Source organism: Thioalkalivibrio sp. ARh3 (assembly GCF_000377265.1).
Taxonomy (GTDB): Bacteria; Pseudomonadota; Gammaproteobacteria; order Ectothiorhodospirales; family Ectothiorhodospiraceae; genus Thioalkalivibrio; species Thioalkalivibrio thiocyanoxidans.
The window spans coordinates 21257-44690 of record NZ_KB897950.1 but is presented as its reverse complement, the minus strand read 5'-3'; the positions used below and the strand labels follow the sequence as shown (position 1 = coordinate 44690).

The window sequence follows — 23434 nt, the reverse complement described above, 5'->3', positions numbered from 1 at the left end:
GCCCGGGCAAACCCGGGCCAGCGTAGTCCCCGCCAATAGTGTAACGACCGTCACATCTCCGCGGCGTTCCGAAGCTCGGCCGGGAGATCCCCCAGCGGCCGACCGTGCGGCGCACTGTAATCGATCACCGGGCCCTTCGGCACGATGCCACTGGGATTCAGCATCGGGTGGCTGCCGTAGTAGTGCGACTTGATGTGATCCATGCGCACGGTCTCGGCCACGCCGGGGCGCTGGTAGAGCATGCGCAGGTAGGCCGACAGCGCCGGGAAGTCGATAATGCGCTGGCGGTTGCACTTGAAGTGGCTGTAGTAGACCGGGTCGAAGCGCACCAGCGTGGTGAACAGCCGCCAGTCGGCCTCGGTGATCCGGTCACCCACCAGGAACGGCTGGCGCGCCAGGCGCTCTTCCAGCCAGTCCAGGGTCTCGAACAGGCGGTCCCAGGCGGCATCGTAGGCCTTCTGGGAGGTCGCGAAGCCGGAGCGGTAGACCCCGTTGTTCACGTTCTCGTAGACACGCTCGTTGACCGCGTGGATCTCCTCGCGCAGGTCCTCCGGGTAGAAATCCAGGGTGTTGCCGGTGATGCCGTCGAAGGCGCTGTTGAACATGCGCACCAGGTCTTCCGACTCGTTGTTCACGATCCGGTCGGTCTGGGTGTCGAACAGCACCGGGACGGTCACGATGCCCGTGTACTTCGGATCGGTGCGGGTGTAGAGCTCGTGCATGTAGCGTGAGCCGTGCACCCGGTCGCCGGTGCAGCCGTCACAGTCATCGAAGGACCAGCCGGCATCGCCCATGTAGTGATGCACGACCGACAGCCCGATGTGCGGCTCCAGACCCTTGAGCCTGCGCAGGATCAACGCGCGGTGTGCCCAGGGGCAGGCATAGGAGACGTACAGGTGATAGCGCCCGGACTCGGCCGGGTAGCCGCCCTCGCCCAGCGGGCCCGCGGAGCCGTCGGCAGTCACGTAGTTGCGGTACTGCTGGTCCTGGCGCACGAACTCGCCGTTCTCGTCGGACTCCTCTTCCAGCCAGCCCTCGCGCAGTTCGCCGTTGATCAGAAGACTCATGGGATTCCCTCGGAGACGGTCCGGCCGCCACGGTTACGGATGATGAGCCCCGATTATCCTGTCGATAAATCCGAAAATAAATTGCGTAATTTGCGCTTGATAATTCGAAAATATCGAACTCAAACTCAGGAGGCGCGCAGGGTCCCGTCGAAGTAGCGCTGCAGGAAGGTGTCGAAATCCAGGGTATCGGCCGTCTCGATCGCCGCCTGCTCCGCCAGGCTCTGGCGCGCCAGGGCCTCCAGGGTCTCCGCGCGCGGCAATGGGCCGTTAAAGCGAAACGCCTCGCGGTGCTGCGCGGACAGACGGCGCGCATAGCGGTAGAAGCCTTCCTCCCGCGCCATCATGTCTTCAAGCATGCGTGCCGAGGGGGTCAGGTCGGCCTGTTCGACCTTGCCCCACTGCTCGCTGAGGGCGCGGCGGTACGGGTCGCCCGGCAGCTCCTGGTCAAGGATCGCGGCGACCGGGCGCATCACGGCCAGCAGCTTCCGGGCCCAGTCCTGCAGCGCGATCTCGCCGTCGGGGCGGCGCAGTTTCAACCCGGGCCGGCGGCCGTAGTGCGCCACATCCAGCAGGTTGGCGTCGATCGCATCCAGCTCACCCGGCTCCAGCTGCGGCCCCGGATGCAGCAGGCAGGTCAGGGCGAACACCTCGAGAAAGCGCAGCTGGGTCTCGTCCACCCCCAACGGGTGCTGGGCATTGATATCCACCGAGCGCAGCTCGACATACTCGATCCCGCGTGCCTCCAGCGCATCGGTGGGCTTCTCGAAGCGCTCCAGCGGCTGCTTCGGGCGCACGGTGGAGTAGTACTCGTTCTCGATCTGCAGGATGTTGGCGTTGAGCTGGCGGTATTCGCCATCGACTTTCACTCCGATGCGCTCCCACTCCGGACTGGGCGTGTTGATTGCGCAGCGCAGCGAGTCGACATAGCCGGCCAGCGAGTTGTAGTCCGCCTTGATGCCGGTGTCCGCCTCCTTGCGGTTGGTGTAGCCGATGTCGCCCATGCGCAGGCTGGTGGCATGCGGGAGGTAGGAGGTGTCGTCGTCGAAGTCCTCCAGCACCGCCCCGTGGCCCTCGAGAAAGGAATTGCAAACGGCCGGCGAGGCCCCGAACAGGTACGGCACCAGCCAGCCGAAGCGCAGCAGGTTGCGGATCATGCCCATCATGCGCTCGTCGCGGAACGCGCGGTCGTCTTGTTCGCCCAGCACCTGCGCGAGCGCCGGCCAGAACTCGGGACGCGGGGAATAGTTGAAGTGCACACCCGCGATCACCTGCATCTTGCGCCCGTAGCGATGCCCCAGCCCGATGCGGTAGACCGTCTTCATGCGTCCAGCGTTGGACGTGCCGTACTCCGCGACCGGGATGGCGCTGTCATCGGCGGTCACGCAGGGCATGGAGGTGGACCACAGGGTCTCGTCGCCGACATTGGCGGCGGCGAAGGCCTGCAGGTCGTGCAGGAAACCCAGCGTCTCGCGCACGTCGTCGAACGGCGGGGTGACCAGCTCCAGCAGGGCCTCGGAGTAGTCGGTCGTGATATTCGGATGGGTCAGGGCCGAGCCCAGCGCCGTCGGGTGCGGGGTCAGGGCCGGCGACCCTTGCGGGCCAACGCGCAGGGTCTCCTTCTCCAGGCCAATGCGCCCGTGCAGGCCGGTGCCCGCCAGGCGCTCCGCCAGCTGCGCGACCAGTCCCTGCAGATTGCGTTCGTCGGTTCCCACTGGGCTGCGTTTCCTGCCTGTCTGCAAACCCGGCGAACATACCGGAATGCGCCCCCGGGGTCACATGCAACCGGCACGGGGTTGCGGGAAGCTCTGCGCCCGCGCAACCTTCCCGGCAACCGATTGCGCTGACCGGAAACCGCCGAGATGCCCAGTAACAAGCTGCCCCCTGAATTAATGGAACGCCTGAATGCGCGCGCCCGCCGCGAGGACCTGGACCCGCAGGCCCTGCTCGAGCGCTGGCTGGAGACGCCGGCGGCCCCCGCCAGCCTGTACGTCTCGGCACCGGTGAACGCCCTGGTCGAAGGACTTTATCGCGAGGACACGACGATCGCCGACATCCTTGATCGCGGCGATTTCGGGCTGGGTACCTTCAACGACCTCGACGGCGAGATGGTGGTCCTGGATGGCGAGGTCTTCCAGCTGCGCTCGGACGGCCGCGCCTACGCGGTCGTGCCGGAGACGCGCACGCCCTTCGCCTGCGTCACGCGCTTTCGCCCGTGGAGCGAGGAAACCATCAATACCCCGATGGACTACGACGGGCTGCTCGCCCTGTTCGACCGTCTGATCCCGTCACACAACATGGTCTACGCGATTCGGCTGGACGGCGTTTTCGACTACGTGCGCACCCGCTCGGTCCCGCGCCAGGATGCCTACCGGCCGCTGGTGGAGGTCGCCCGCGAGCAGCCGGAATACGAATTCGAGGGCATCGAGGGTTCGATGGCCGGCTTCTGGACCCCCGCGTTCATGCAGTCGGTCGCGGTGCCCGGCTACCACCTGCACTTTATCGATGCCGACCGCCGCTGCGGCGGTCACCTGCTCGAGGCCCGCCCGCGATCCATCCGGATCACCCTGCAGCACCTCCCGCGCGTGGATCTGGGCCTGCCCATGACGCTGGACTACCTGACCGCGGACCTGTCGCGGGACACATCCGAGGACCTGGACGAGGCCGAACACTGACCTGACCGTTCATACGCGCCTTTGCCTGCGCCCGCGCTGTATATTAGTCTTTTCTTATTTTTCGTAATCGGGGCGCCAGTGGACCAGGAAAGACAACGCCGCAGCTGGGACGAGATCGTGGTGGATGCCCTGCGCACGCCCGCCGCCTGGCTGTTCCTGCTCGGGCTGGCCGCGGGGGCGGCACTGGTGCACTGGGGCGTCGAGCCGGGGCCGCCCGAGGGGGTCCTGATGGTCACCCTGCACAACGACAGCGAGGTCCCCATCCGCGCGGTTCACTTCGACTTCGGGCACGACCTGTCCGAGTCGTCGCTGCGCGAGGGCGAGATCGGCCCCGGAGAACGCCGCCGTGTGGCACTGAACCACCCACCCGGGGCCGGTTTCAACGTGGAGATCCGCTACGCCGACGGCCATGAACAGGAGTTCTGCGCCAACCGCGGCGTGGAGGGCCGGGAACAGGAAGTCCGGGTCTATCGCTGACACCCCTGTCGCGGGAATCCCGTCACAAGTGGATCGACGGCTCGCCATGGCCTATAAGCCAGGTTGCGGGGTGCAGACGATGCCACAACGATCGACCAGTATGCTCGACTTCTTTGCGCGGGGGCGCGACGCGCCGTTCCTGCAGGAGGTCCGCGCGCGGGGAAACCCGCCGATCCCGATGCTCGAGAACGCCCACCCGCCGGGGCGCATGAGCACCCCGCCGGTGCGCGAGCTGATGATCAGCGACACCTGCGGGGCGCCCTTTCGCTTTCGTTGCGACATCGGTGCCGGGGCTTTTTCCGGCTGGGCAGACCCGAAGGAGTTCGTGGTGATCCCACCGAACGTTCCTACTTACTGCCAGATGCACGACCCTGCCAGGATGCGTTTTGTCGGTATACCAGCGGGACTCGCCCGCGCCTGCCTGGAACGCGACCCCGATGACCCACTGGACTTTGGTCCCCTTCATACCCGCACACAGGCCGACCCACTGGTGAGTCAGGCCCTGGCGTGCCTTTGGCAGGAGATGGGGCGGCAGGATCCGGCCGCACGTCTGTTCGTGGAAAGCATGATCGCGGTGCTGGTCGTGCGCCTCGCCCGCCTCGCGGATCAGCACCAGGAACTGGCGTCGCGCCGAGCGGGTCTCGCGCCGCACCAGTCGGCACGGGTCATCGAATACATGCGCGGCCATCTGGATCACCGTGTCACACTGGGCGACCTGGCCGCCCTGACCGGTCTGTCACCCTGGCACTTCGCGCGCGCCTTTCGCGAGACGCATGGCCTGCCACCACATCGGTACCTCACGCGCCTGCGCCTGGAGCGGGCCCGCGACCTGCTGGTCCGCACCCCCCTGAGCGTTACCGAGATCGCCAGCGCCACCGGGTACTCGTCGCAGCAGCTGGCCCGACACTTCCGCCGCGCCTTCGGTGTTGCCCCGGCGGCCTACCGGCGCATCCACGCGGGCAGCGCCGCATAGGGCCACACGGTTTTTTCGAGCCTTCCTCGCTCGACCCGCACCCGCCTCGGGGTGGCCGGCCAGCGGCGGACGCCCCCGGCGGGACATTTGCCGCAAGAAAGCGCCGCCCGGCGCAAGTTTCTGACAGCGCAGGGCGCCCCCGCCCCCTAGGCTCGAGACAAAGCCATCCGCCACCCCCGAGGCCGGCCCATGTCTTCTGTCTCGCAAACCAGAGCAACGCCACGGACTGCCGAGGCCTTCGGCGAGCACCTGATCGAGGTCCTCAACCACGGCGCGGTGTGCCTGATGCTCTCGGTCGGACACCGCACCGGGCTGTTCGACCAGATGCGCGACCGACCCGCCGCGACCGCGGAGGCGATCGCCACGGCCGCGGGCCTTAACCCGCGCTACGTGCGCGAATGGCTGGGCGCGATGGCCACCGGCGGCTTCGTCACCGTGGAGCCGGAGGGCCCGCGCTTCGCCCTGCCCCCGGCACACGCCGCCTGCCTGACCCGGGCCGCCGCGGCTGACAACCTGGCCGTCTTCGCCCAGTACATCGGCCTGCTGGGCGGGGTGGAGGACCGGATCGTGGACGCCTTCCATACCGGCGAAGGCGTCGGATACGAACACTATGCCCGCTTCCACGAGGTGATGGCCGAGGACAGCGGCCAGTCCGTCCTGTCGTCGCTGGAAAGCGACATCCTGCCGCTGGTGCCGGGCCTGACCGATCACCTCGAACGCGGCATCCGCGTACTAGATGTCGGCTGCGGCAGGGGCCGTATCCTCAACCGGCTGGCGACGCTCTACCCGCGCAGCGAGTTCACGGGGCTCGACCTGTCGGCAGAGGCCATCGAGCAGGCCCGAGCCGAGACGCAGACCCTCGGGCTGGACAACGCGGTGTTCATTGAGGCGGATGCCGCGACGCTCGATCGCCACGTGCCGGCACGCCAGTTCGAGCTGATTACCACCTTCGACGCCATCCACGACCAGGCCGACCCGCTGGCCACCCTGGAGGGCATCCACCGCGCACTCGCGCCCGAAGGGATCTACCTGATGCAGGACATCCGCGGTTCCGGCGCGATCCGCGACGATCTCGATCATCCCCTGGGCCCCTTTCTCTACACCGTGTCCTGCATGCACTGCATGCCGGTATCACTCGCTCAGGGCGGCCCGGGACTGGGCGCGATGTGGGGCGAGCCCCGGGCCCGCGAATACCTGACGCGCGCCGGCTTTCACGACATCCAGGTCCATCAACTGGCCCATGACCCGCAGAACAACTGGTACGTGGCCACCCGATAACCCCCGCGAGGAGGATTCATCATGACCGACACAAGTCTCTACGAACGCCTGGGCGGCGAGACGCGCATCCGCGAACTCGCCACGACCATCTTCGACAAGCACACGCAGAACGCCACCATCCGCAACCGCTACACCAATACGGATCGCGATGACGTGATTCGCCTGGTGACCGAATTCATCTGCAACGGCACCGGCGGCCCGCAGGCCTACAGCGGACGCGACATGCTGACCACCCATCGCGGCATGAACATCAGCGAAGAGGAATTCGTCGCAGTGGTCGACGACATCGTCGAGGCCCTGGACGAACACGGGGTCGGCCAGCGCGAGAAGGAAGAACTGCTGATGATCTCCTGGTCGCTGAAGCCGGAGATCGTGCGCGTCTGACATCCCTGTCTCCCTGGAGGACACCATCATGAACATACCTGCACACTTCCCCGCGCTCGCCCTGTGCATCGCCGGCGCCGCCGCTGTGGGCCTGGGCACACCGATCGCCAGCGCGGACGAACCGGACGACCACTTCATCATCCGCGACTGCGAACAGTCCCGCGAGGATCTGGCCCGCGCCATCCGCGAGTTCGCCGAGAACGAGGAGGACTGGATCTTTCTGGCCGAGTTCGACCTGGCCGGTGGCGACATCACGGCCCTGAAGGTCTGCTATCTGCCACTGGGCCCGGACATCGTGGATGCCGGACTGCACGTCGGAGCGATGATGCCCTGCGGCCAGATCGGTCTGTACGAGGAGAACGGCAACACGAAACTCTCGATGCTGCATCCGAAGTTCATGACCACGCTGCAGCCGCACCCCAGTCTGGAGCGCGCGGTAGAACGCGCCGAGCCGGCCTTCGAGACGCTGCTCGATCATGTCCTGGGTGGTCCGTAGCGCACGCGACCCGGCACGCTGGCCCCGCTGCCTTGCGCTGGCCCTGCTGGCACTGGCCGCGTCACTGGCGTCGGCCAGCGCCGGGGCCTCGGGAGAATTACAGATACACACGGACGCAAGCAGCGGCCTGACGACCTGGACGTGGCAGGACAGGAGTCTCTCGCTGGAGCTGGCGCAACTGCTACCGGACCAGACGCGCGCGTTCTTCCAGGGGCGTGGCTTCGGCTCCGACCACGCCGAGCTTGTCGCAAGCCATTGCGTCTTTCAGGCGATCCTGCGCAATCGCGGCCAGCATGCCATCGAGGTGGCCCTGCCCCACTGGAGCAGCCACGGACCGGAAGGGTCAGCCCCTCCGCGCACAAACCGGGACTGGCAGGCCGCATGGGCGCAAGGGGAGGTAGCGGACGCGGCACGCATCGCCTTTCGCTGGGCCCTGTTTCCCGGCGAGCATCACTTCGAACCCGGCGACTGGCTGATGGGCATGATCCTGTTCGATCTCCCGCCAGCCACCCCCTTTGAACTCACGTTGCGCTGGCGTGAGGCCGGGGAGACGCAAGAGGCCCGGCTGCCGGACCTGAGCTGTGCCGGGGAACCGTCGGGATGACGACCATGCACCGGATCACGATGGGCCTGATCCTTGTCGCCCTGCTGGCTGGCACCGGCGCGGCCGACACCGGCACTCTTACCGGCATCGAGCCGCGCCCGGAAGCCCCGCCCCTGGAACTCGGAGATCTGGACGGCCGGGAGCACACCCTGGGCGATTACCGGGGCCAGGTCGTGGTCGTGAACTTCTGGGCGACCTGGTGCCCGCCGTGCCGCGAGGAGTTGCCATCCCTGCAGAGACTGTGGGACACGCTGGGGCCCGAAGGGCTGGTCGTCCTCGGCGTCAACGTTGGCGAGGACGCCGATCGCATCTTCTTTTTCACCGCCGACTACCCGGTCGACTTCCCCCTGTTGCTGGACCGCGATGCCAACGCCATCGATACCTGGCCGGTACGCGGCATCCCCACCACCTTTGTGATCGACCCGGAGGGACGCATCGCGTATCGCGCCATCGGGGCGCGCGAGTTCGACCACCCCGACATCGTCGAACGACTGCGCGAGTTGCGGCGGACCCACTCACCCGAGGCAGCCATGCCCGAGTAACGCGGGTCCGGGGTCGGCGCGCGTTGCGCAGACCGAGACGTCATTCAAGGAACCATGCCTCCGGGGCAGGCATATCCGGCACCACCGACTCAAGGCGCCGGGCACGCTCGAACCGGTGCCCTAGCCACTTGCAGCCGCTGCCCAGCACGCGGAGCCGGGGCCCGGCCAGGGGATGCGGAGACTTGAACCCGCGCGGCCACCCCGACAGGATGTTGGTTTCCCTCTCGCACAGGAACTGCGCACGCGATGTCGGTCGTCGCCCACCTGCAAACCCGCCTGCGGCGCTTCATCTGGCCGGGCTGGGCAACCCGTGTCCTGGGGTCGCTGTCGATCCCGGGGCTGATCCTGGCCACGCTGTTTTTCGCCGCCTCGCTGACGCCAAGCCTGATCCCGCGTACGGACGATGTGCAGGGCATCCTGTCCGGATTGTCGCTGGCCGCGGGATACGGGCTGGGCGTGTTTTTCCACTGGCTGTGGTCCTACCTGGAGCTGCCAGAGTTCGGCGAGCGTACGCACAACACCCTGGTGGTAATCGCCGGCGGCGGGGCCGCGCTGATCGTGCTGACGTTCCTGTGGCAGGCCACCGAGTGGCAGAACACCATCCGCGAGCTGATGGAGCAGGAGCCAGTGGACGGCGGCTTCCCGATCCGGCTGGGCCTCATCGCCGCGGCGGTATTCGCGGCCACCCTTGCCGTCGCACGACTGTTCCGGCTGCTGGTACGTTTTCTTGCGCGGCACCTGCGGCGCTTCGTCCCGCGGCGGCTTTCGAATGTGATCGGCGTCCTGGCCGCCGCCGCCGTGTTCTGGGCCATCATTGACGGCGTGGTGCTGGAGTACGGCCTGCGCACCGCCGATCGCAGCTTCCAGCAGTTCGACGTACGCGAGTACCCCGGGGCCGAACAACCCACCAACCCCGCTCGCACCGGCAGTGCCGAGTCGTTGATCTCCTGGGACGAGGGACTGGGCCGTCAGGGCCAGCGCTTTATCAGCGACACCCCGGCCGCGTCCGATATTGCGGACTTCACCCGCGAAGAGGCCCTTGATCCGATTCGGGTGTACGTCGGCCTGAATGCGGCGGAGGAAATCGAGGAACGTGCACGCCTGGCCCTGCAGGAGCTCGTTCGCACGGACGCCTTCGAGCGCTCCGTATTGATTCTGGCAACCCCCACCGGACGCGGCTGGGTGGACAACCGCGCAATCGCGCCGGTGGAATACCTGCACGGCGGCGACATCGCAACGGTCGCCGTCCAGTACTCCTACCTGCCGAGCTGGCTGTCGCTGATGTCGGAATCCCAGTACGGCCACGAGACGGCCCAGGCCGTATTCGCGGAGATCTACAGCTACTGGAAACAGCTCCCCGCGGACGCGCGACCGGAGCTTTACCTCTATGGCCTGAGCCTGGGTGCGCTGAACTCCGAACGCGCAGCGGACCTGTACGACGTGATCGGCGACCCGTTCAACGGTGCGCTCTGGGCGGGGCCACCGTTTCGAAGCGAGACCTGGCGCGACATCACGCGCCAGCGCCAGCCGGACTCCCCGGCCTGGCTCCCGCGTTTTCGCGACAGTTCGGTCGTGCGCTTCACCAACCAGGAGAACCACCTCGACATCCCCGGCGCCTCGTGGGGCCCGATGCGCATCGTTTACCTGCAGTACGCGAGCGACCCGATCACCTTCTTCGAGCCTCAGGCGCTGTACCGGAAGCCGGAATGGATGCAGCATCCACGCGGTCCGGACGTCTCGCCGGACCTGACCTGGTATCCGGTCGTCACCATGCTTCAGCTGGCCGTGGATGTGGCCATCGGCGATGCCGCGCCGCGCGGCTACGGCCACGTCTACGCGGCTGAACACTATGTCGACGCCTGGCAGGCGGTGACGGATACGGAGTGGTCCGAAGACGAGATCGCATGGCTCAAGCGCCACCTGGCCGACTAGTCGGAAGCCCCATGGGGAACCAGGCCGCGCTTGCGGAGATTGCGCCCCGTGAGGTTGACCAGCGCCACCACGAATCCCGCATACAAAAGCGCGAAGAAGCCCACGATCCCGAGGACCACGGCGTCGAGTGCGATGCCTTCGGCCCATACCAGCAGCAGCGTGAGGGGCAGCTGGGTACCCCAGAGCACGGCCACCATCACTGTGATCACCCGCCGTTTCTCGGAGGGTGACAGATAGCGCCCGTTCCTGCGCCCGAAGGCCTCGCACGGCCACATGACCGCCAGCACGAGAATCGCGATGCCGAGCGGCGTACCGAGCTCGTCCAGCCCGAACCAGGCCACCACCAACATCGCAACGATCGACAGCGAGAAATAAAGCAGGACGAACCGCGTCAGCAGATTCTTGATGGACATGATCCCCCTCCCTGGGTGTGCGTCGGCCGCACCATCCTGTGCGGCCTGAATGAAATCCGAAGTTGCGCCGACCCTGCGGTCAGGGCGGGCCGCTACTGCTCGGCAAACTCCGCGTCCTCGATGATCACGGGATAGGTATAGCCCGCGCCGAAGTCGCGATCCAGAACCAGCGTCCCCGTCACCGAGACGCGATCGCCGGCCTCGGGCAACTCGGTGGACGTGATCGTGATGTAGTCACCCTCGCTGCCGGTTCCATCCACGAAGTGGACAAAGTTCACGCCCATGATGTCCTCGTTGACCCGACCCACGATCCCCTCCAGGCGGACCATTTCGCCTTCGAGTTCAGCCGGCGCCTGGTTCAGTTGCTCGACCGTATGGACCTCATCCGCGGCCACGAAGGGCACCCAAAGTGCCACCACCAGCAGTCCCGCCACGATTCCCGCTTGCTTGCGCATCCGCTCAACTCCGTCGTCTTGTTTGTGGCAGCCGTGCCGGGCCGCCCGAGTCCGCGATTCTGGCACAGAACGACCCCTTCGCGTCGCGACGCCGTCGCCCGGCGCGGACAGGAGGCCCGATGGTCTTCGACAGCCGCCCGTCGCCCGCCCTGTCCCGGGCTGGGCCGCATCCGTCCAGGCGGCATGCCGGCCGCAAACATGCGACGATGTGGCTATGCACGACACGCCCCACTATCCTTTGCGCGGCCTGCTCAAGCGGCTGATCGAGCCCTTTGCGGCCGGTCATGCCGGCCGAGTCTCGCTAAGCCCCGATGAGTGGGAGACGCTGCGGCGCCAGGTCCCGTTTATCGCGACCCTCACCCCCGAGGAGACCGAGCGTCTGAAGGGACTGGTGGAAGGGCTGCTGGGAACCCGGGAGTTCGTGGGCATCGAATCGGAGCCGACACCGGGGCAGTGCCGCATGATCGCGGCCTACGCCGCGCTGCCGGTCCTGGAGCTGGGGCTCGCCCCCTACCGCGACTGGCGCACGCTGGTGCTTTACCCAGACACCTTCGTGCCGGAGCACGAATGGGTGGACGAGGACGGCATCGTGCATCAGGGGGCCATGCCGCAGTCCGGCGAGGCTTGGGAGCGTGGCCCGGTGATTCTGTCCTGGGCCGATATCGTTCGCGACGGTGCCGTGGTGGTGCACGAGATGACCCACGTACTGGATGCCGGCAACGGCGACGTGAACGGCTTTCCGCCGCTCGCGCGCGACCACTCCGCCGAGGACTGGACCCGTGACTTCACCGCCGCCTACGAGGCATTTGTCGCGGCCGTGGAGAACGACACCCCGGAAGACCAGCTGCCGCTGGACCCCTACGCCGCGACCGCACCGGAGGAGTTCCTGGCCGTGGCCGCGGAGGCCTTCTTCTTCGAGCCGCAGGGGCTGCGCGAGACCCTGCCGGCGGTCTATGATCATCTGGCCCGATATTTCCGCCAGGAACCGCACCGTCGCGCGGCGACCATCGCCACGCGAGGGACCCACTTGCCACACGAGATCTCCGCATGAAGACCCCGTCGCCAAGCCTTTTCCTGCTTCTCCTGCTGTGGTGGGTCATCCCCGGCAGCGTCCTCGCAGTCGATGACCTGGACAGCCGCTACGTGACCCTGGAACCCGTGGTGGTCAACATGGAGTCTTCCGACCGCGCCCGCTACCTGCAGGCGAAGATTCAGCTCGAGGCCGCCGAGATGGACGATGCCCGCCAGATCCGCGAACACATCCCGGCCGTCCGCGATCGCCTCATCCAGGTCATGGGGGGGCGCGCGCCCGACAACCTGCGTGGCAGCGCGGCCCGCGAAGACCTGCGTCAGGAGGCGCTGGAGGAACTCAACGAACTGCTGGAGGAACTGACCGGCGCGCCCCGCATCGAGGCCCTGTACTTCTCCGACTTCATTCGCCAGTAACGCACGCCCCCCATAAAGGAGACCCCGGCAACCACATCCTGCCGGGGTCCAAGGGGCCCGACGGAGGACCGGGCCGGGGTCCCGCCAGGGACCCAGTAAAATCAGTGCGGCCGGTGCAGCAGTGGCATCTCGCCACGCTCGACCATGTGCCGGATCAGTGTCGCCCGCCCCGGATCCGCCTGCTCCAGCTCGGCGGCACACTGCGAGTCCTGGTGCGTGGCCTCGGCCAGCAGTACTTCGAGCTCGCGCAGGTCCACCTTCGGCTGCTGCAAATCCTCCGGCTTCGGGTTTTCCACCATGTGGGTCTCCCAGAACATCCTGGGATGCCAGCAGTGCAATTGCGCGTCCGGGTGATGAAAGAGTTCTACACAGCGACGATTGAGTTCCTGTGCATTCATTGCGAATGACCCCTCTTGCCGGTGTATTCACCCTCCTGTATAGACGCCCGAATATCCGAGTTCAAGGGTCAGGCATTAGGCCCTGGTCACAGAATCATCCCGGTCCGACTCAAGCCGTGCCGCCTCCAGCGCCTCGAGCGCCTCCATCCATTCCGCCTCGGCGTTCTCCAGGCGCGTGCGCAACTCGCCCTGTTCGCGGGTGAGTTCCGCCAGGCGACCCGCGTTGCCTCCCGCGTACAGGGCGGGATCGGCCAGCTCGCCCTCGATCGCCTGCAGCCGATCTTGCAGCTCGCCGCAGGTCTGTTCCGCCGCATCGGCCCGCTTCTGCAGGGGACGCAACGCCGCGCGCGCCTGCGCAGCCTGCTGACGCCGTTCCTTCTGTGAACGCGGCGCCTCGATGGTGGGGGTGATCGACGGAGTGGAGGCGCTCTGTGCCTCCCGCTCGCGCTGCAGCTCACGAGCGTAGTCGTCCAGGTCACCGTCGAATTCTGTGAGATACCCACCCTCGACCCGCCAGAAACGGTCGCAGACACGCGCCAGCAGTTCCCGGTCGTGCGCCACCACGACCAGCCCGCCGGCATAGTTCTCCAGCGCCTCGGCCAGGGCCTCGCGCATATCGAGGTCCAGGTGATTGGTCGGCTCGTCAAGCAGCAACAGCGCGGGCGCCTGCCAGATCAGCATCGCCAGAACCAGGCGCACCCGCTCGCCACCGGAGCACTGACCAACGGGGCCATCCGCGCGCTCGCCTGGAAACCCCAACCCCCCCAGGAAGTCGCGCAGGCGCTGTTCGGGGGCGGCGGCGTCCAGCCGCTTCATATGCGTCAGGGGCGAGGCCGCAAGGTCCAGTTGCTCACGCTGATGCTGGGCGAAATACCCCACCCTCAAATTGGGGTCGACGCGCCGCTCGCCCGCCGTCGGCGCGAGCACGCCCGCCAGCAGGGACAACAGCGTCGATTTCCCGGCGCCATTGGGCCCCAGCACACCAATGCGATCCTCCGGGCGCAGACGCAGATCAGTCGCCTGCAGGCGACAGGTCTCGCCCTCGCAGACCTCCGCCGCCTCCAGCGCCAGCAGTGGGTCGGGTAGTCGCTCCGGGGTCGGGATCTCCAGGTGGATCGGGCGCGCGGCGCGAATCACGGCGACCTCGTCCAGCCGTTCGAGGCGCTTCAGCCGGCTCTGGGCCTGGCGCGCCTTGCTGGCCTTGGCGCGAAAGCGGCGCACGAAGTCCTCCAGGTGCGCACGCTCGGCCGCAACCTTCGCCGCGGCGGCCTCGCTTTGTGCGGCGGCCTCCGCGCGTCGCGCCTCCGCCTGGGAATAGCCGCCGCTGTAGAGCTGGATCCGCCCACGCTCGATATGGGCGATGTGCGTCACAACCGCATCCAGGAAACGTCGGTCATGTGCGATCACGATGACCGTGCCAGGATAACGCGCCAGCCAGCCCTCCAGCCAGACGATGGCCTCCATGTCGAGGTGGTTGGTCGGCTCGTCCAGCAGCAGCAGGTCCGAGCGGGTCATCAGGGTCCGCCCCAGACCAAGCCGCATGCGCCAGCCACCGGAGAAGTCGCTCATCGGGCGATCGGCATCCTCCGGCGCAAACCCGAGACCGGCCAGCAGGCGGCGCGCCCGGGCATCGGCGGCCCAGCCATCGATTGCGTCGATGGCCGCATACAGCCGCGCGTGTTCCGCGCCATCCTCGACCGACTCCAGCTGCCGCTCCAGGTCGCGCAGCTCGGCGTCGCCGTCGAGCACGTAGTCGACCGCGCGGCGGGGGCTGCCCGGGACCTCCTGCGGGAGATGGGCCACGACCCACTCCTCCGGCACCTCGACCTGGCCCGCATCCACGGACAACTCGCCCTGCAATGCCGCCAGCAACGAGGACTTGCCGCAACCATTCGCGCCGGTGAGGCCCACGCGCCACCCGGCGTGAACAGTGAGGTCGCTGTGCTGCAACAGCACCTGCCGGCCACGCCGCAACTCAATGTCGGAGAGACGAATCATGGGCGCAGTTTAGGGAAACGCTGAAAAAACATACACGCCGGCACACGCGGCCAAAGGCTGCACCCGCACCGATGCGTCAATATCTTGCCACCCCTTGCCGCCCTGGGCGGTCCCGCCTTGCCGCCCCGGCAGAAGGGCGCCGATTTTTTGTCACCCGCTCAAACCAATCCCACACAACATGCTGTTTGTGTGGCCTTTAATCAGTCTGGCACAAAAATCGCTTTACCCGGGGTCCGAGACTATTGGATTTGGCGAGGAAGCCATGAATCGCGACGGAAACGCAGGGAATCTGCGCCTGGTACCGGGCAAGGGGAAATCGACCGCACGCCCCGAGGCCCCATTCGATGCACTGGCCTTCGTCCAGTCTCTGACCGCAACACTGGAATTTGAGACCGTGCTTCAGCGCCTGCACGAGCAGCTCTACGCCCTCCTGCAGCATTCAGGCTGGATCTTCTACACCGAGGGCGACGAGCAATCCTGGTCGGGCGGCGAGGACGATCGCCATCGTATCGAATACGGACTGAGCTACAACGGCGCCAGCATGGGCTCGCTGATCCTGATGCGCGGACGCCGTTTCAGCGACGCGGAACAGCAGCAGATCGAAGCCGTGCTGGGCCTGGCCGCCCCGGCCCTGCACAACGCCCATCGGTACCGCCGACTCGTATCCACCCTGGAGACCGACGAGCTCACGGGACTGGGCAACCGCCGCGCCTTCGAGATCCAGGGTGCCAAATGGCTGGCCGACTGCCGGCGCCAGGACCGCCCCCTGTCCGTGCTGGCCATTGACCTGGATCACTTCAAGCGCATCAATGACGACTATGGCCATTCCGTCGGGGATGAGCTGCTGCGCCGGGTAGCCGATACCCTGCGCACGGCCACGCGACAGTCCGATCTGCTCGTGCGCATGGGCGGGGAAGAGTTTCTGGCCGTCTTGCCGGGCGCGGACCTGGCTTGTGCCATGGAATGCGCAGAGCGCATCCGTCTGGCAATTGGCAGCATCCGCACCACCGCGACGGCCGACGACGCATCGGCCCTGCAAAGCGAGGGCATGGTCAGGGTCACCGCCAGCATCGGGGTTGCCAGCGTTGGCCGCAACACCACCCTGCAGGCCCTCTATCAGAAGGCCGACGAGGCGCTGTACGCTGCCAAGCAGTCCGGTCGCAACCGCGTCCTGGCCGGCCACTGAATCCCAGCCCGTTCGGTCTTCAGCAACTCTCTCCGGGCTGAATGAAATCCACGCAGGTCAGTGCGGTGGCGAGTATGGCCTGACGCAGGGCCTCAATCGCTTCCGGACGCGGAAAGCTGGTGCGCCAGGCCAGTGCCACCCGGCGACTGGGCACCGGATCCTGGAACCGGCGCACGGCCAGCAGGCGCTGGGCGTAGCGATCCGCCCCTACGGCCGTACATGGCAGGATGGTCACTCCCATGCCCGAGGCCACCATATGGCGGATCGTTTCCAGTGAGGATCCCTCGAGATTGCGCGGCGTACTGCCGTCTGCGGTAACCGTCCTCTGGCAGGCGGGACACCGCTCCAGCACCTGGTCACGGAAGCAGTGCCCGGCCCCGAGCATCAGCAGGGTGGCATCCGCCATGTCTTCGAGTGCCAGCGTCTCCTTGTCCTGTAACGGGTGGCCGCCCGGCAGCACCGCAACGAATGGCTCGTCATACAATGGAAGCGTGACCACTCCCGGCTCCTCAAACGGCAGCGAGATCACGATTACGTCCAGCTCGCCCTGCTTCAGACGCTGCCGCAATCGGTCCGTGTAGTTTTCCTCGATGACCAGCGGCATCCTCGGTGCGCGTTCGCGCAACGCGGGGATCAGTTCGGGCAGCAGGTACGGCCCGATGGTATAAATCGCCCCAAGCCGCAGGGGTCCGGCCAGTTGATCCTGGCTTTGCACCGCCACCGCACGCAGCTGTTCCACCTCGGTCAGTACACGCCGTGCCTGCGCCACCACCTGCTCGCCGGCAGGAGTCACATTCACATCGCCACGCCCACGCTCGAACAGCGTGACGCCCAGTTCATCCTCGAGTTTGCGAATGGCAACCGACAAAGAGGGCTGGCTGACATGACAGGCCTCGGCCGCGCGGCCAAAATGACGCTGGTCGGCCACCGCCACGACATAGCGAAGCTCGCTCAGCGTCATAGCCCGGGGCCCCGATGCCCCGCACCGTCATCGCCATCCACCAGGCGCCCGTCATCGGGCAGATCGAGGGTGACCTGACGCAGGCGACGGCCGTCCAGCGAAATCTCGCCGACATGCCGACTGGAGCCGTCGGTGGCAAACTCAAAGCGGTACTGCCGCCACCAGCCCAGCCCCCCAGGCCGGCGCCGGATGGCCTGGTGCGTGCGCACTACACTGCCGTCGAGGAACTGCACACCGGCCTGTTCACAGCTGCGCCGTGCGATCTGGCGCACACGCTCGTGCGTGCGCCAGGAGTCATTCACATAAAAGGCCACCAGAACCAGGGCGAGGATTATCAGCAAAGCCGTCATGGATCGGTATGATACCCACATTCCATTTCCGGCCGACGATCACCCCAAACTCGACACCCATGCCCATCAGCGACCCCGTGTTCAATCAACTGGCCGAAGAGCTCCGTGCTGTCGGCCGCAGCGAGCTGCTACCGCGCTTCGAGGCCGGGATTGCGGTGGACTACAAGGACGATGGCTCGGTAATTACCCAGGCCGACCACGCCGTTGATGCTCGGCTGCGCGACCTTTTAACGCGCACGGTCGCAGACGAACCCGTGCTGAGCGAGGAGCAGCCCCGGCAGGAACAAGCCCGCGTGCTCGAACAGGCACCAGCCTTCTGGCTGGTCGACCCCCTGGATGGCACCAGCAATTTCGCCGGCGGCATGCCCTTTTTCGCGATCTCCATTGCACGCATCGAACAAGACCGAGTGACCCACGGCGCGACGTACGACCCAGTGCGCGACGAACTCTTTACTGCACGAGAAGACGGGCCGCTACTGCTGAACGATGTGCCCCCTCCGGCGGCCACCCGCGCGCCAGCCAGCCGCCTGGACCAGGCGATAGCCCTGGTCGATTACAAGCGCCTGGGCCCCGACCTGGCGGCTGCCATGGCCACGGACGCCCCGTATCGCTCGCAGCGCAACCTGGGGGCCTGCGCCCTGGAATGGGCGTGGCTGGCAGCCGGACGTGCCGATCTGTATCTGCACGGCGGACAGGCCCTGTGGGACAGCGCCGCCGGGACCCTGATGCTGGCGCGCGCAGGCGGCACGATGAGCAACCTCGACGGCGAGGCGGCATTCAGCCGCTCCCTGGAGAAGCGCTCCGCCATAGCGGCGCGCTCGGCAGCATTATTTGATCTGTGGCAGGCGTGGCTGACCCCACGCCGAAAGTCCTCCATGGCCTCCGTCTCGTGAAAGCCAGGAAACAAGGCAACGGGCGTCTCTCTGCGGGGGATTTCACCCCACGCTATCTCCCCATTGCGTGGAAAATCGTCGCGGTCGTCGCCATTCTCACCCTGCTCGGGATCGGCACCCTGTCGGTCGTGGTGCTGAATCAGGTCACCAACGTCCTCAATAACCAGGTACGGGCTCAGGCCGAGCTGACCCTGGCACCCATCGCGCGCACCTCGGCCGAGCTTATGCTGGCCGAAGACCATCTGACGCTGGAGACCCTGCTGAATTCGCTGGTCGAGGACGGTCGCGTGGAATCGGTAACCGCCTACGCCATCGACCGCGGCGCAATCGCCTCGGCTGGTACCCCGCCCTCGCCAGCCGGGGGCATCGGTGAAGGGGTCTGGCCATTGGCGGCTTCGGCTGAGCCCTACCGGCGCGAGGTGCGCTTTCAGGATGTCCAGGTCGGCTACATCGAGGCTCATATCGACACGACCCCGATGCAGGAGCTGATCCGCAACACGATCAATGCGGGGATCGCGACCGCCATCGGCGTCTTTCTGCTCAGCCTGATCCTGGCGATCGATATCAGCAAGCGCCTGGTGCGCCCGCTGGAGCGCCTGGCACACGCCATGCGCGAACGCATACGCCACCCGGTCGACGAGCACGGGCGCCCCTTGCCGATGGTGCACGAGGACGAGATCGCCCAGCTCACCGCTGCCTTCAACAACATGGCCCAGGACCTGCTGCGCAAGGACCAGGTCGAATCGGCTCTGCGCCGTTATGTATCCGACGCGATCGCCCAGGACATCCTGGAAAACCTGGACCGCATCGAGCTGGGCGGGCGTGCGGTCGAGGGGTCCGTGCTGTTTGCGGACATCAAGGGGTATACCGCGCTGTCGGAACGCTGCACGCCGGAAGAGCTCGGGCGCATGCTGAACGAATTCTTCGGTCCGATGGCGGAATGTATTGCCCGTCACGGTGGAACGGTAGACAAGTACATGGGCGACTGTACCATGGCGGTCTTCGGCCTCGGCGGCGATGACAACCATCGCCAGACTGCGGCGCAAACCGGCCTCGCATTGCTGGAAACAGTTGCCGCCATCAACGCTGAGCGTGAAGGCCGGGGCGAGGAACGTGTCGAGTTCCGCATTGGCCTGAACGCAGGCGAGATGCTGGCCGGCAACATGGGCGCCCAGGACCGCATGCAATTCACCGTGGTCGGCGACACCGTCAACGTGGCGGCGCGCCTGGTTACGGTCGCACCATCCGCCGGCATGGTGACCACCCAGTACTTCATGGAACATGAGCAGGTGAAAGGGCAGTTCAAGACCGAGCATTGGGGAACCCACGAGTTACACGGGGTCAGCGAGCCCCTCGAGGTCGTCCGCATACTTGCGGCGGCGGACGCCACTCGATGAGGTTCCAGACGTTGAGACCTGGCCTGCTGCTGGCGCTGCTGGCCCTGCTGTTTTTGCAGGGATGTGCCGGCATGCAGCCCTTCATGCCCATAGAAGACCAGATCGAAGCCGCCGTCGAGGAGGGGGCCTACCAGCACGCCCTGGACCTGATCGACGAGCACGACCCCGAACCGGCCGACGAATGGACCACGCGCCGCGAGGAGATCGAACTCCTGGCTCGGGAGGCTGCCGAACGGGCAATGGAGGACGCGCGCGCCGTTTCCGGCGAGGGCGCGGTCGCCAAGGCCCTGGAAATCCTGGAGGACGCCGAGTCCCGTCTGCCCGAGAGTGAAGAGCGGGCGCATTTCATGAACCAGCTGGAACGCCAGCGCGAAGTCGGCCTGCGCACCCTGCAGCAGCGCCACGACATCCTCGAGGCCCGCAATCTGGTCGAGCAGTTGCGCTTGCTGGAAATCATGCATCCCCTGGTCCATGACTCCGGCCAGCTGCCCGCAGACCCGGACACCCTGAACGAGCGCGCGCCCAACCTGGCCCAGACCCTGGAACGCTATGCGGAGGAGAGCGAGGGTCGCGAACAGCTGGACCTGCTGCGCCTGGCGCAGGAACTGTCCCCCGACAGTGAACGCGCCGCCCGCATCCGCGAGGTCGACGAGGAGTTGCGCACACGCGAGGAAGACCAGGACCGCGAAGAGGAAGCCGAGCGCGTGTCCGCGATCAATGCACAGCTTCGTCAGGCACTGGAAGCGGGCGAATTGCAGCGTGCCGCCCAGTGGTGCCGCAGCGGGGACCTCCAGCTGGACGAAGAGGCCTCCGGCCCCGACCAGGCGGCGCAGCGCGCACGCATATCCCTGTGCGATGAATGGCGCGAGCAACGCGATGCACGCACCGAGCACCTGCTGGAAGAGGGTCGTCGTCAGTACACGGCCGGCCAGATCCAGGAAGCCGTCACCACGTGGGAGGAGGGGCTTGCGCTTGCCCCCAGCCACTCCGGGCTGGCCACCGCACGGGAACGCGCCCTGCGCGTGCTCGAACGCCTGGATACCCTGCGCATCCCCGAGGCCATGGTGCCCGTGGATCCTGACGCCGCACCCATACCCGAGTCCGAAGACCTGGCGCCCGAGGCAGACGGGGAAGACCCATCCTGACACCGGCCGCACCCATGGAATGATCCTGCGAGGGAGACGCTGATGGCGTCGCAAGCTTGCGATTCCATCAGCGTCTCCCTAGGATTCCCGCGCTGCCGCCCCGCACGCCCAACCGGACCACCCGCTTGCGATGACCACCTCTGTCCATGACCTGATCGCCGACGAACCTCACCGCATCCTTCGGCTCGGGGACACGGAGGTGGTCGTACTCGGCACGGCCCACGTTTCGCGCGCCAGCGCCGACAAGGTACGCGCGCTGGTAGATACTGGCGAGTTCGACGCCGTAGCGATCGAGCTCTGCGAAAGCCGCCAGCGCGCGATGCTGGACCCTGAGGCAATCAAGCGCATGGACCTGTTCAGCGTTATGCGCCAGGGCCAGGCCCCAATGATCGCCGCGAGCCTCGCACTGGGGGCCTATCAGCAGCGCCTGGCCGAGCAGTACGGAATCGAGCCGGGTGCCGAGATGCGCGCGGCGATGGACGCAGCCCTGGATGGCGGGCTGCCGCTGGCCCTGATCGATCGCGACCTCGGCCTGACGCTACGCCGCACCTATCGTGCGGTGCCCTGGTGGCAACGCATGGGTCTGATCGGCGGGCTGTTCGGCTCGGTCCTCTCGCGCGAGAAGATCGACGAATCGGAGATTGAACGGCTGAAGGAAGGCGACATGCTGGAGTCCACCTTCAGCGAGTTCGCCGAACAGTCGGAGGACCTCTACCGCACGCTGATCCACGAACGCGATCAGTACATGGCCGCCCACCTGCGACGCATGGCCGAGTCCGGCAACCATCGCCGCATCCTCGCCGTGGTCGGTGCCGGGCACCTTTCCGGGATCGCGACCCAGGCGCAAGACGAACTGACGCCCCCCGACGCCATCCTGGACTCCCTCGACCAGCCGCCCCCCAAGGCTCGCTGGCCGAAGATCCTGCCGTGGGTGATCGTCGCCGTGATCCTGTCCGGCTTCGTGATCGGCTTTTTGCGCAACCCGGACATCGGCCTGCAGATGGTGATGGACTGGGTGATGATCAATGGTGGCCTGGCCGCCATTGGCGCGATTATCGCGCTGGCCCACCCTCTGACCGTGGTGACGGCGGCACTGGCCGCGCCCCTGACCTCGCTGAACCCGACCATCGGCGTGGGCTTCGTGGCGGCCGCGGCCGAGCTGTTTCTGCGCAAGCCACGTGTCGACGACTTTGCGCGCCTGCGCCAGGACACCACCACCCCGAGGGGCTGGTGGCACAACCGGGTCTCGCGCGTGCTGCTGGTCTTCCTGCTGACCACGCTCGGTTCCGCCGCCGGCACCTATATTGGCGGGGCGCGCGTGTTCAGCCATCTGTTCGGTAGCTGATCCAGGGAGACGCTGGTTACTCCTACTCCGGGATTCGCAGCACCAGCTTGCCGCGGCGGCCACCGGCCTCGATACGCCGATGCGCCTCGACCGCCTCTGCCATTGGCAGGCTGTCTTCCACATTCACCTGCAACCGCCCGCTGGCAAGTCGCGCGAGCCCCTCGGCCACCAGGGTAGCCTGATGCTTCAGGCGCCGGCGGTCCCCTTCCAGCATCGGGGTCAGCATCAGCTCCAGGCTGATACTCGGATTCCGCAGGCGCGCCGCGTTCCAGTCCACCTCATCCGGCGGCGCCAGGAGCGTGACCAGGTCACCCCCATAGGCCACCTGTGCCAGCCCTTCGCGAAACGTCTGCCCGCCCACCGTATCCAGCACGACGTCGAAACCGCGACCGTCGGTGTAGGCCCGGATGGACTCCCCGGCGTCGGGCTGAGTGAGATCGACCACGTCACCGCCGAGGCCGGTCACCAGACGCCGGGCCTCCTCGCGTCGCACGAGCCCCAGGACCCGGGCCCCTGCCGCGCGCGCGATCTGCACGGCCATCTGTCCCACCCCACCCGCGGCGGCATGCACCAGCACCGTCTGGCCACGCTGCAGGTCGGCCCGCTCGAACAACGCCTCCCAGGCGGTCAGCCAGGCCAATGGCAGGGCCGCAGCCTGCAGGTCGGTCACCGCGGCCGGCACGGGGACGACAGCCGCCTCGGGGACCACCACCTGCTCGGCATAGGTACCCGGGCTCGCGCCCACACCACCAAAGCAGAAGGCCACACGCTGCCGCGGACGCACATGGCGCACACCGCTGGCGCAGGACTCGACCACGCCGACACCGTCACAGCCGGGCGTGTTACGCGGCGCCCCGGGGACCAGCATGCCGCGCGCCCGAACCTTGGTATCGACGGGGTTCACGCCGGCCGCCAACAGGCGGACCTTCACCTCATCGGACCCCGCCAGCTCGGGCTCGGGGACTTCTCTCAGCTGCAGGACATCAGCCTCACCGGGCTCGTCGAAAACGATCGCTCGCATC

At 66.9% G+C, this 23434-nt stretch carries 25 protein-coding genes; 16 read left to right on the top strand and 9 right to left on the bottom strand.

Translation table 11 applies throughout. The features are described from left to right. Positions 1 to 50: 50 nt before the first annotated feature. Positions 51 to 1067 (bottom strand): glutathione S-transferase family protein, encoded by a 1017-nt coding sequence (locus tag C995_RS0108775; protein WP_018864582.1) that lies wholly within the window; start codon positions 1065 to 1067, stop codon positions 51 to 53. 125 nt (positions 1068 to 1192) lie between these two features. Continuing rightward, positions 1193 to 2779: a glutamate--cysteine ligase gene (gene gshA / locus C995_RS0108770; protein ID WP_018864581.1), complete on the bottom strand. Its 1587-nt coding sequence runs from the start codon at positions 2777 to 2779 to the stop codon at positions 1193 to 1195. Between the two features lie 147 nt (positions 2780 to 2926). Here gshA and budA point away from each other — a divergent pair, with 147 nt between their 5' ends. The 9 genes from budA (at position 2927) to C995_RS0108725 (ending at position 10425) form a co-directional block, all read left to right on the top strand. Next, a complete protein-coding gene (gene budA, locus C995_RS0108765) occupies positions 2927 to 3739 on the top strand; it encodes an acetolactate decarboxylase (protein ID WP_026279045.1) in 813 nt (270 codons plus the stop codon). A 78-nt stretch (positions 3740 to 3817) separates the two neighbouring features. Beyond that, the gene (locus tag C995_RS0108760) at positions 3818 to 4216 is read left to right on the top strand and encodes a hypothetical protein (protein ID WP_018864579.1); all 399 of its coding nucleotides are present in this window, start codon (positions 3818 to 3820) and stop codon (positions 4214 to 4216) included. A gap of 100 nt (positions 4217 to 4316) precedes the next feature. Beyond that, positions 4317 to 5189, top strand: a complete 873-nt coding sequence (locus C995_RS0108755) for a helix-turn-helix domain-containing protein (protein WP_018864578.1) — start codon at positions 4317 to 4319, stop codon at positions 5187 to 5189. Between the two features lie 189 nt (positions 5190 to 5378). Next, positions 5379 to 6467: a class I SAM-dependent methyltransferase gene (locus tag C995_RS0108750; protein ID WP_018138892.1), complete on the top strand. Its 1089-nt coding sequence runs from the start codon at positions 5379 to 5381 to the stop codon at positions 6465 to 6467. A 21-nt stretch (positions 6468 to 6488) separates the two neighbouring features. After that, positions 6489 to 6851, top strand: coding sequence for a group 1 truncated hemoglobin (locus tag C995_RS0108745; protein WP_018864577.1), 363 nt, complete (start codon positions 6489 to 6491; stop codon positions 6849 to 6851). 28 nt (positions 6852 to 6879) lie between these two features. After that, positions 6880 to 7347: a DUF302 domain-containing protein gene (locus tag C995_RS0108740; protein ID WP_018864576.1), complete on the top strand. Its 468-nt coding sequence runs from the start codon at positions 6880 to 6882 to the stop codon at positions 7345 to 7347. Next, complete coding sequence (locus tag C995_RS0108735; protein WP_018864575.1) at positions 7328 to 7951, top strand: hypothetical protein; 624 nt, start codon at positions 7328 to 7330, stop codon at positions 7949 to 7951. The genes C995_RS0108740 and C995_RS0108735 overlap by 20 nt, the downstream gene beginning before the upstream one ends. A gap of 20 nt (positions 7952 to 7971) precedes the next feature. Continuing rightward, the gene (locus tag C995_RS0108730; protein WP_369771652.1) at positions 7972 to 8493 is read left to right on the top strand and encodes a TlpA family protein disulfide reductase; all 522 of its coding nucleotides are present in this window, start codon (positions 7972 to 7974) and stop codon (positions 8491 to 8493) included. Positions 8494 to 8739: 246 nt separating this feature from the next. Continuing rightward, positions 8740 to 10425 carry an alpha/beta-hydrolase family protein gene (locus C995_RS0108725; RefSeq protein ID WP_018864573.1) on the top strand — a complete coding sequence of 562 codons (1686 nt, stop codon included), beginning with the start codon at positions 8740 to 8742 and terminating at the stop codon, positions 10423 to 10425. On the opposite strand, the gene C995_RS0108720 is transcribed toward C995_RS0108725, so the two are convergent. Then, the gene (locus tag C995_RS0108720; RefSeq protein ID WP_018864572.1) at positions 10422 to 10838 is read right to left on the bottom strand and encodes an ABZJ_00895 family protein; all 417 of its coding nucleotides are present in this window, start codon (positions 10836 to 10838) and stop codon (positions 10422 to 10424) included. The genes C995_RS0108725 and C995_RS0108720 overlap by 4 nt on opposite strands. Before the next feature lie 92 nt (positions 10839 to 10930). Beyond that, on the bottom strand, positions 10931 to 11293 hold the full coding sequence (locus C995_RS0108715; RefSeq protein ID WP_018864571.1) for a hypothetical protein: 363 nt from the start codon (positions 11291 to 11293) through the stop codon (positions 10931 to 10933). A gap of 214 nt (positions 11294 to 11507) precedes the next feature. Here C995_RS0108715 and C995_RS0108710 point away from each other — a divergent pair, with 214 nt between their 5' ends. Together C995_RS0108710 and fliL are read left to right on the top strand one after the other, a co-directional pair. Beyond that, the gene (locus C995_RS0108710) at positions 11508 to 12344 is read left to right on the top strand and encodes a zinc-dependent peptidase (protein WP_018864570.1); all 837 of its coding nucleotides are present in this window, start codon (positions 11508 to 11510) and stop codon (positions 12342 to 12344) included. Beyond that, positions 12341 to 12739 carry a flagellar basal body-associated protein FliL gene (gene fliL, locus C995_RS0108705; RefSeq protein WP_018864569.1) on the top strand — a complete coding sequence of 133 codons (399 nt, stop codon included), beginning with the start codon at positions 12341 to 12343 and terminating at the stop codon, positions 12737 to 12739. The genes C995_RS0108710 and fliL overlap by 4 nt, the downstream gene beginning before the upstream one ends. A 101-nt stretch (positions 12740 to 12840) precedes the next feature. Here fliL and C995_RS0108700 read toward each other — a convergent pair whose 3' ends face one another. After that, positions 12841 to 13137 (bottom strand): hypothetical protein, encoded by a 297-nt coding sequence (locus C995_RS0108700; protein WP_018864568.1) that lies wholly within the window; start codon positions 13135 to 13137, stop codon positions 12841 to 12843. 75 nt (positions 13138 to 13212) lie between these two features. Then, positions 13213 to 15135 carry an ATP-binding cassette domain-containing protein gene (locus C995_RS0108695; protein ID WP_018864567.1) on the bottom strand — a complete coding sequence of 641 codons (1923 nt, stop codon included), beginning with the start codon at positions 15133 to 15135 and terminating at the stop codon, positions 13213 to 13215. 262 nt (positions 15136 to 15397) lie between these two features. Here C995_RS0108695 and C995_RS0108690 point away from each other — a divergent pair, with 262 nt between their 5' ends. Further along, a complete protein-coding gene (locus C995_RS0108690; RefSeq protein WP_018864566.1) occupies positions 15398 to 16321 on the top strand; it encodes a GGDEF domain-containing protein in 924 nt (307 codons plus the stop codon). A 19-nt stretch (positions 16322 to 16340) separates the two neighbouring features. Here the strand turns inward: C995_RS0108690 and C995_RS0108685 are convergent, their stop codons facing one another. After that, positions 16341 to 17282, bottom strand: a complete 942-nt coding sequence (locus C995_RS0108685) for a hydrogen peroxide-inducible genes activator (protein WP_018864565.1) — start codon at positions 17280 to 17282, stop codon at positions 16341 to 16343. Continuing rightward, complete coding sequence (locus C995_RS0108680; RefSeq protein WP_018864564.1) at positions 17279 to 17632, bottom strand: DUF3301 domain-containing protein; 354 nt, start codon at positions 17630 to 17632, stop codon at positions 17279 to 17281. The genes C995_RS0108685 and C995_RS0108680 overlap by 4 nt, the downstream gene beginning before the upstream one ends. Positions 17633 to 17691: 59 nt before the next feature. On the opposite strand from C995_RS0108680, the gene C995_RS0108675 reads away from it, so the two are divergent. The 4 genes from C995_RS0108675 to C995_RS0108660 all read left to right on the top strand — a co-directional run bounded on the left by C995_RS0108675 (position 17692) and on the right by C995_RS0108660 (position 22412). Next, positions 17692 to 18525, top strand: a complete 834-nt coding sequence (locus C995_RS0108675; protein ID WP_018864563.1) for an inositol monophosphatase family protein — start codon at positions 17692 to 17694, stop codon at positions 18523 to 18525. After that, entirely contained in the window at positions 18522 to 19922 is a 1401-nt protein-coding gene (locus tag C995_RS0108670) for an adenylate/guanylate cyclase domain-containing protein (RefSeq protein WP_018864562.1), read from the top strand. Before C995_RS0108675 ends, C995_RS0108670 begins: the two co-directional genes overlap by 4 nt. Beyond that, on the top strand, positions 19919 to 21067 hold the full coding sequence (locus C995_RS0108665; RefSeq protein ID WP_026279043.1) for a hypothetical protein: 1149 nt from the start codon (positions 19919 to 19921) through the stop codon (positions 21065 to 21067). Before C995_RS0108670 ends, C995_RS0108665 begins: the two co-directional genes overlap by 4 nt. Positions 21068 to 21197: 130 nt before the next feature. Further along, positions 21198 to 22412 carry a TraB/GumN family protein gene (locus C995_RS0108660; protein ID WP_018864560.1) on the top strand — a complete coding sequence of 405 codons (1215 nt, stop codon included), beginning with the start codon at positions 21198 to 21200 and terminating at the stop codon, positions 22410 to 22412. A gap of 22 nt (positions 22413 to 22434) precedes the next feature. On the opposite strand, the gene C995_RS0108655 is transcribed toward C995_RS0108660, so the two are convergent. Next, positions 22435 to 23433 (bottom strand): zinc-binding dehydrogenase, encoded by a 999-nt coding sequence (locus C995_RS0108655; protein ID WP_026279042.1) that lies wholly within the window; start codon positions 23431 to 23433, stop codon positions 22435 to 22437. Between the last annotated feature and the right edge of the window lies 1 nt (position 23434).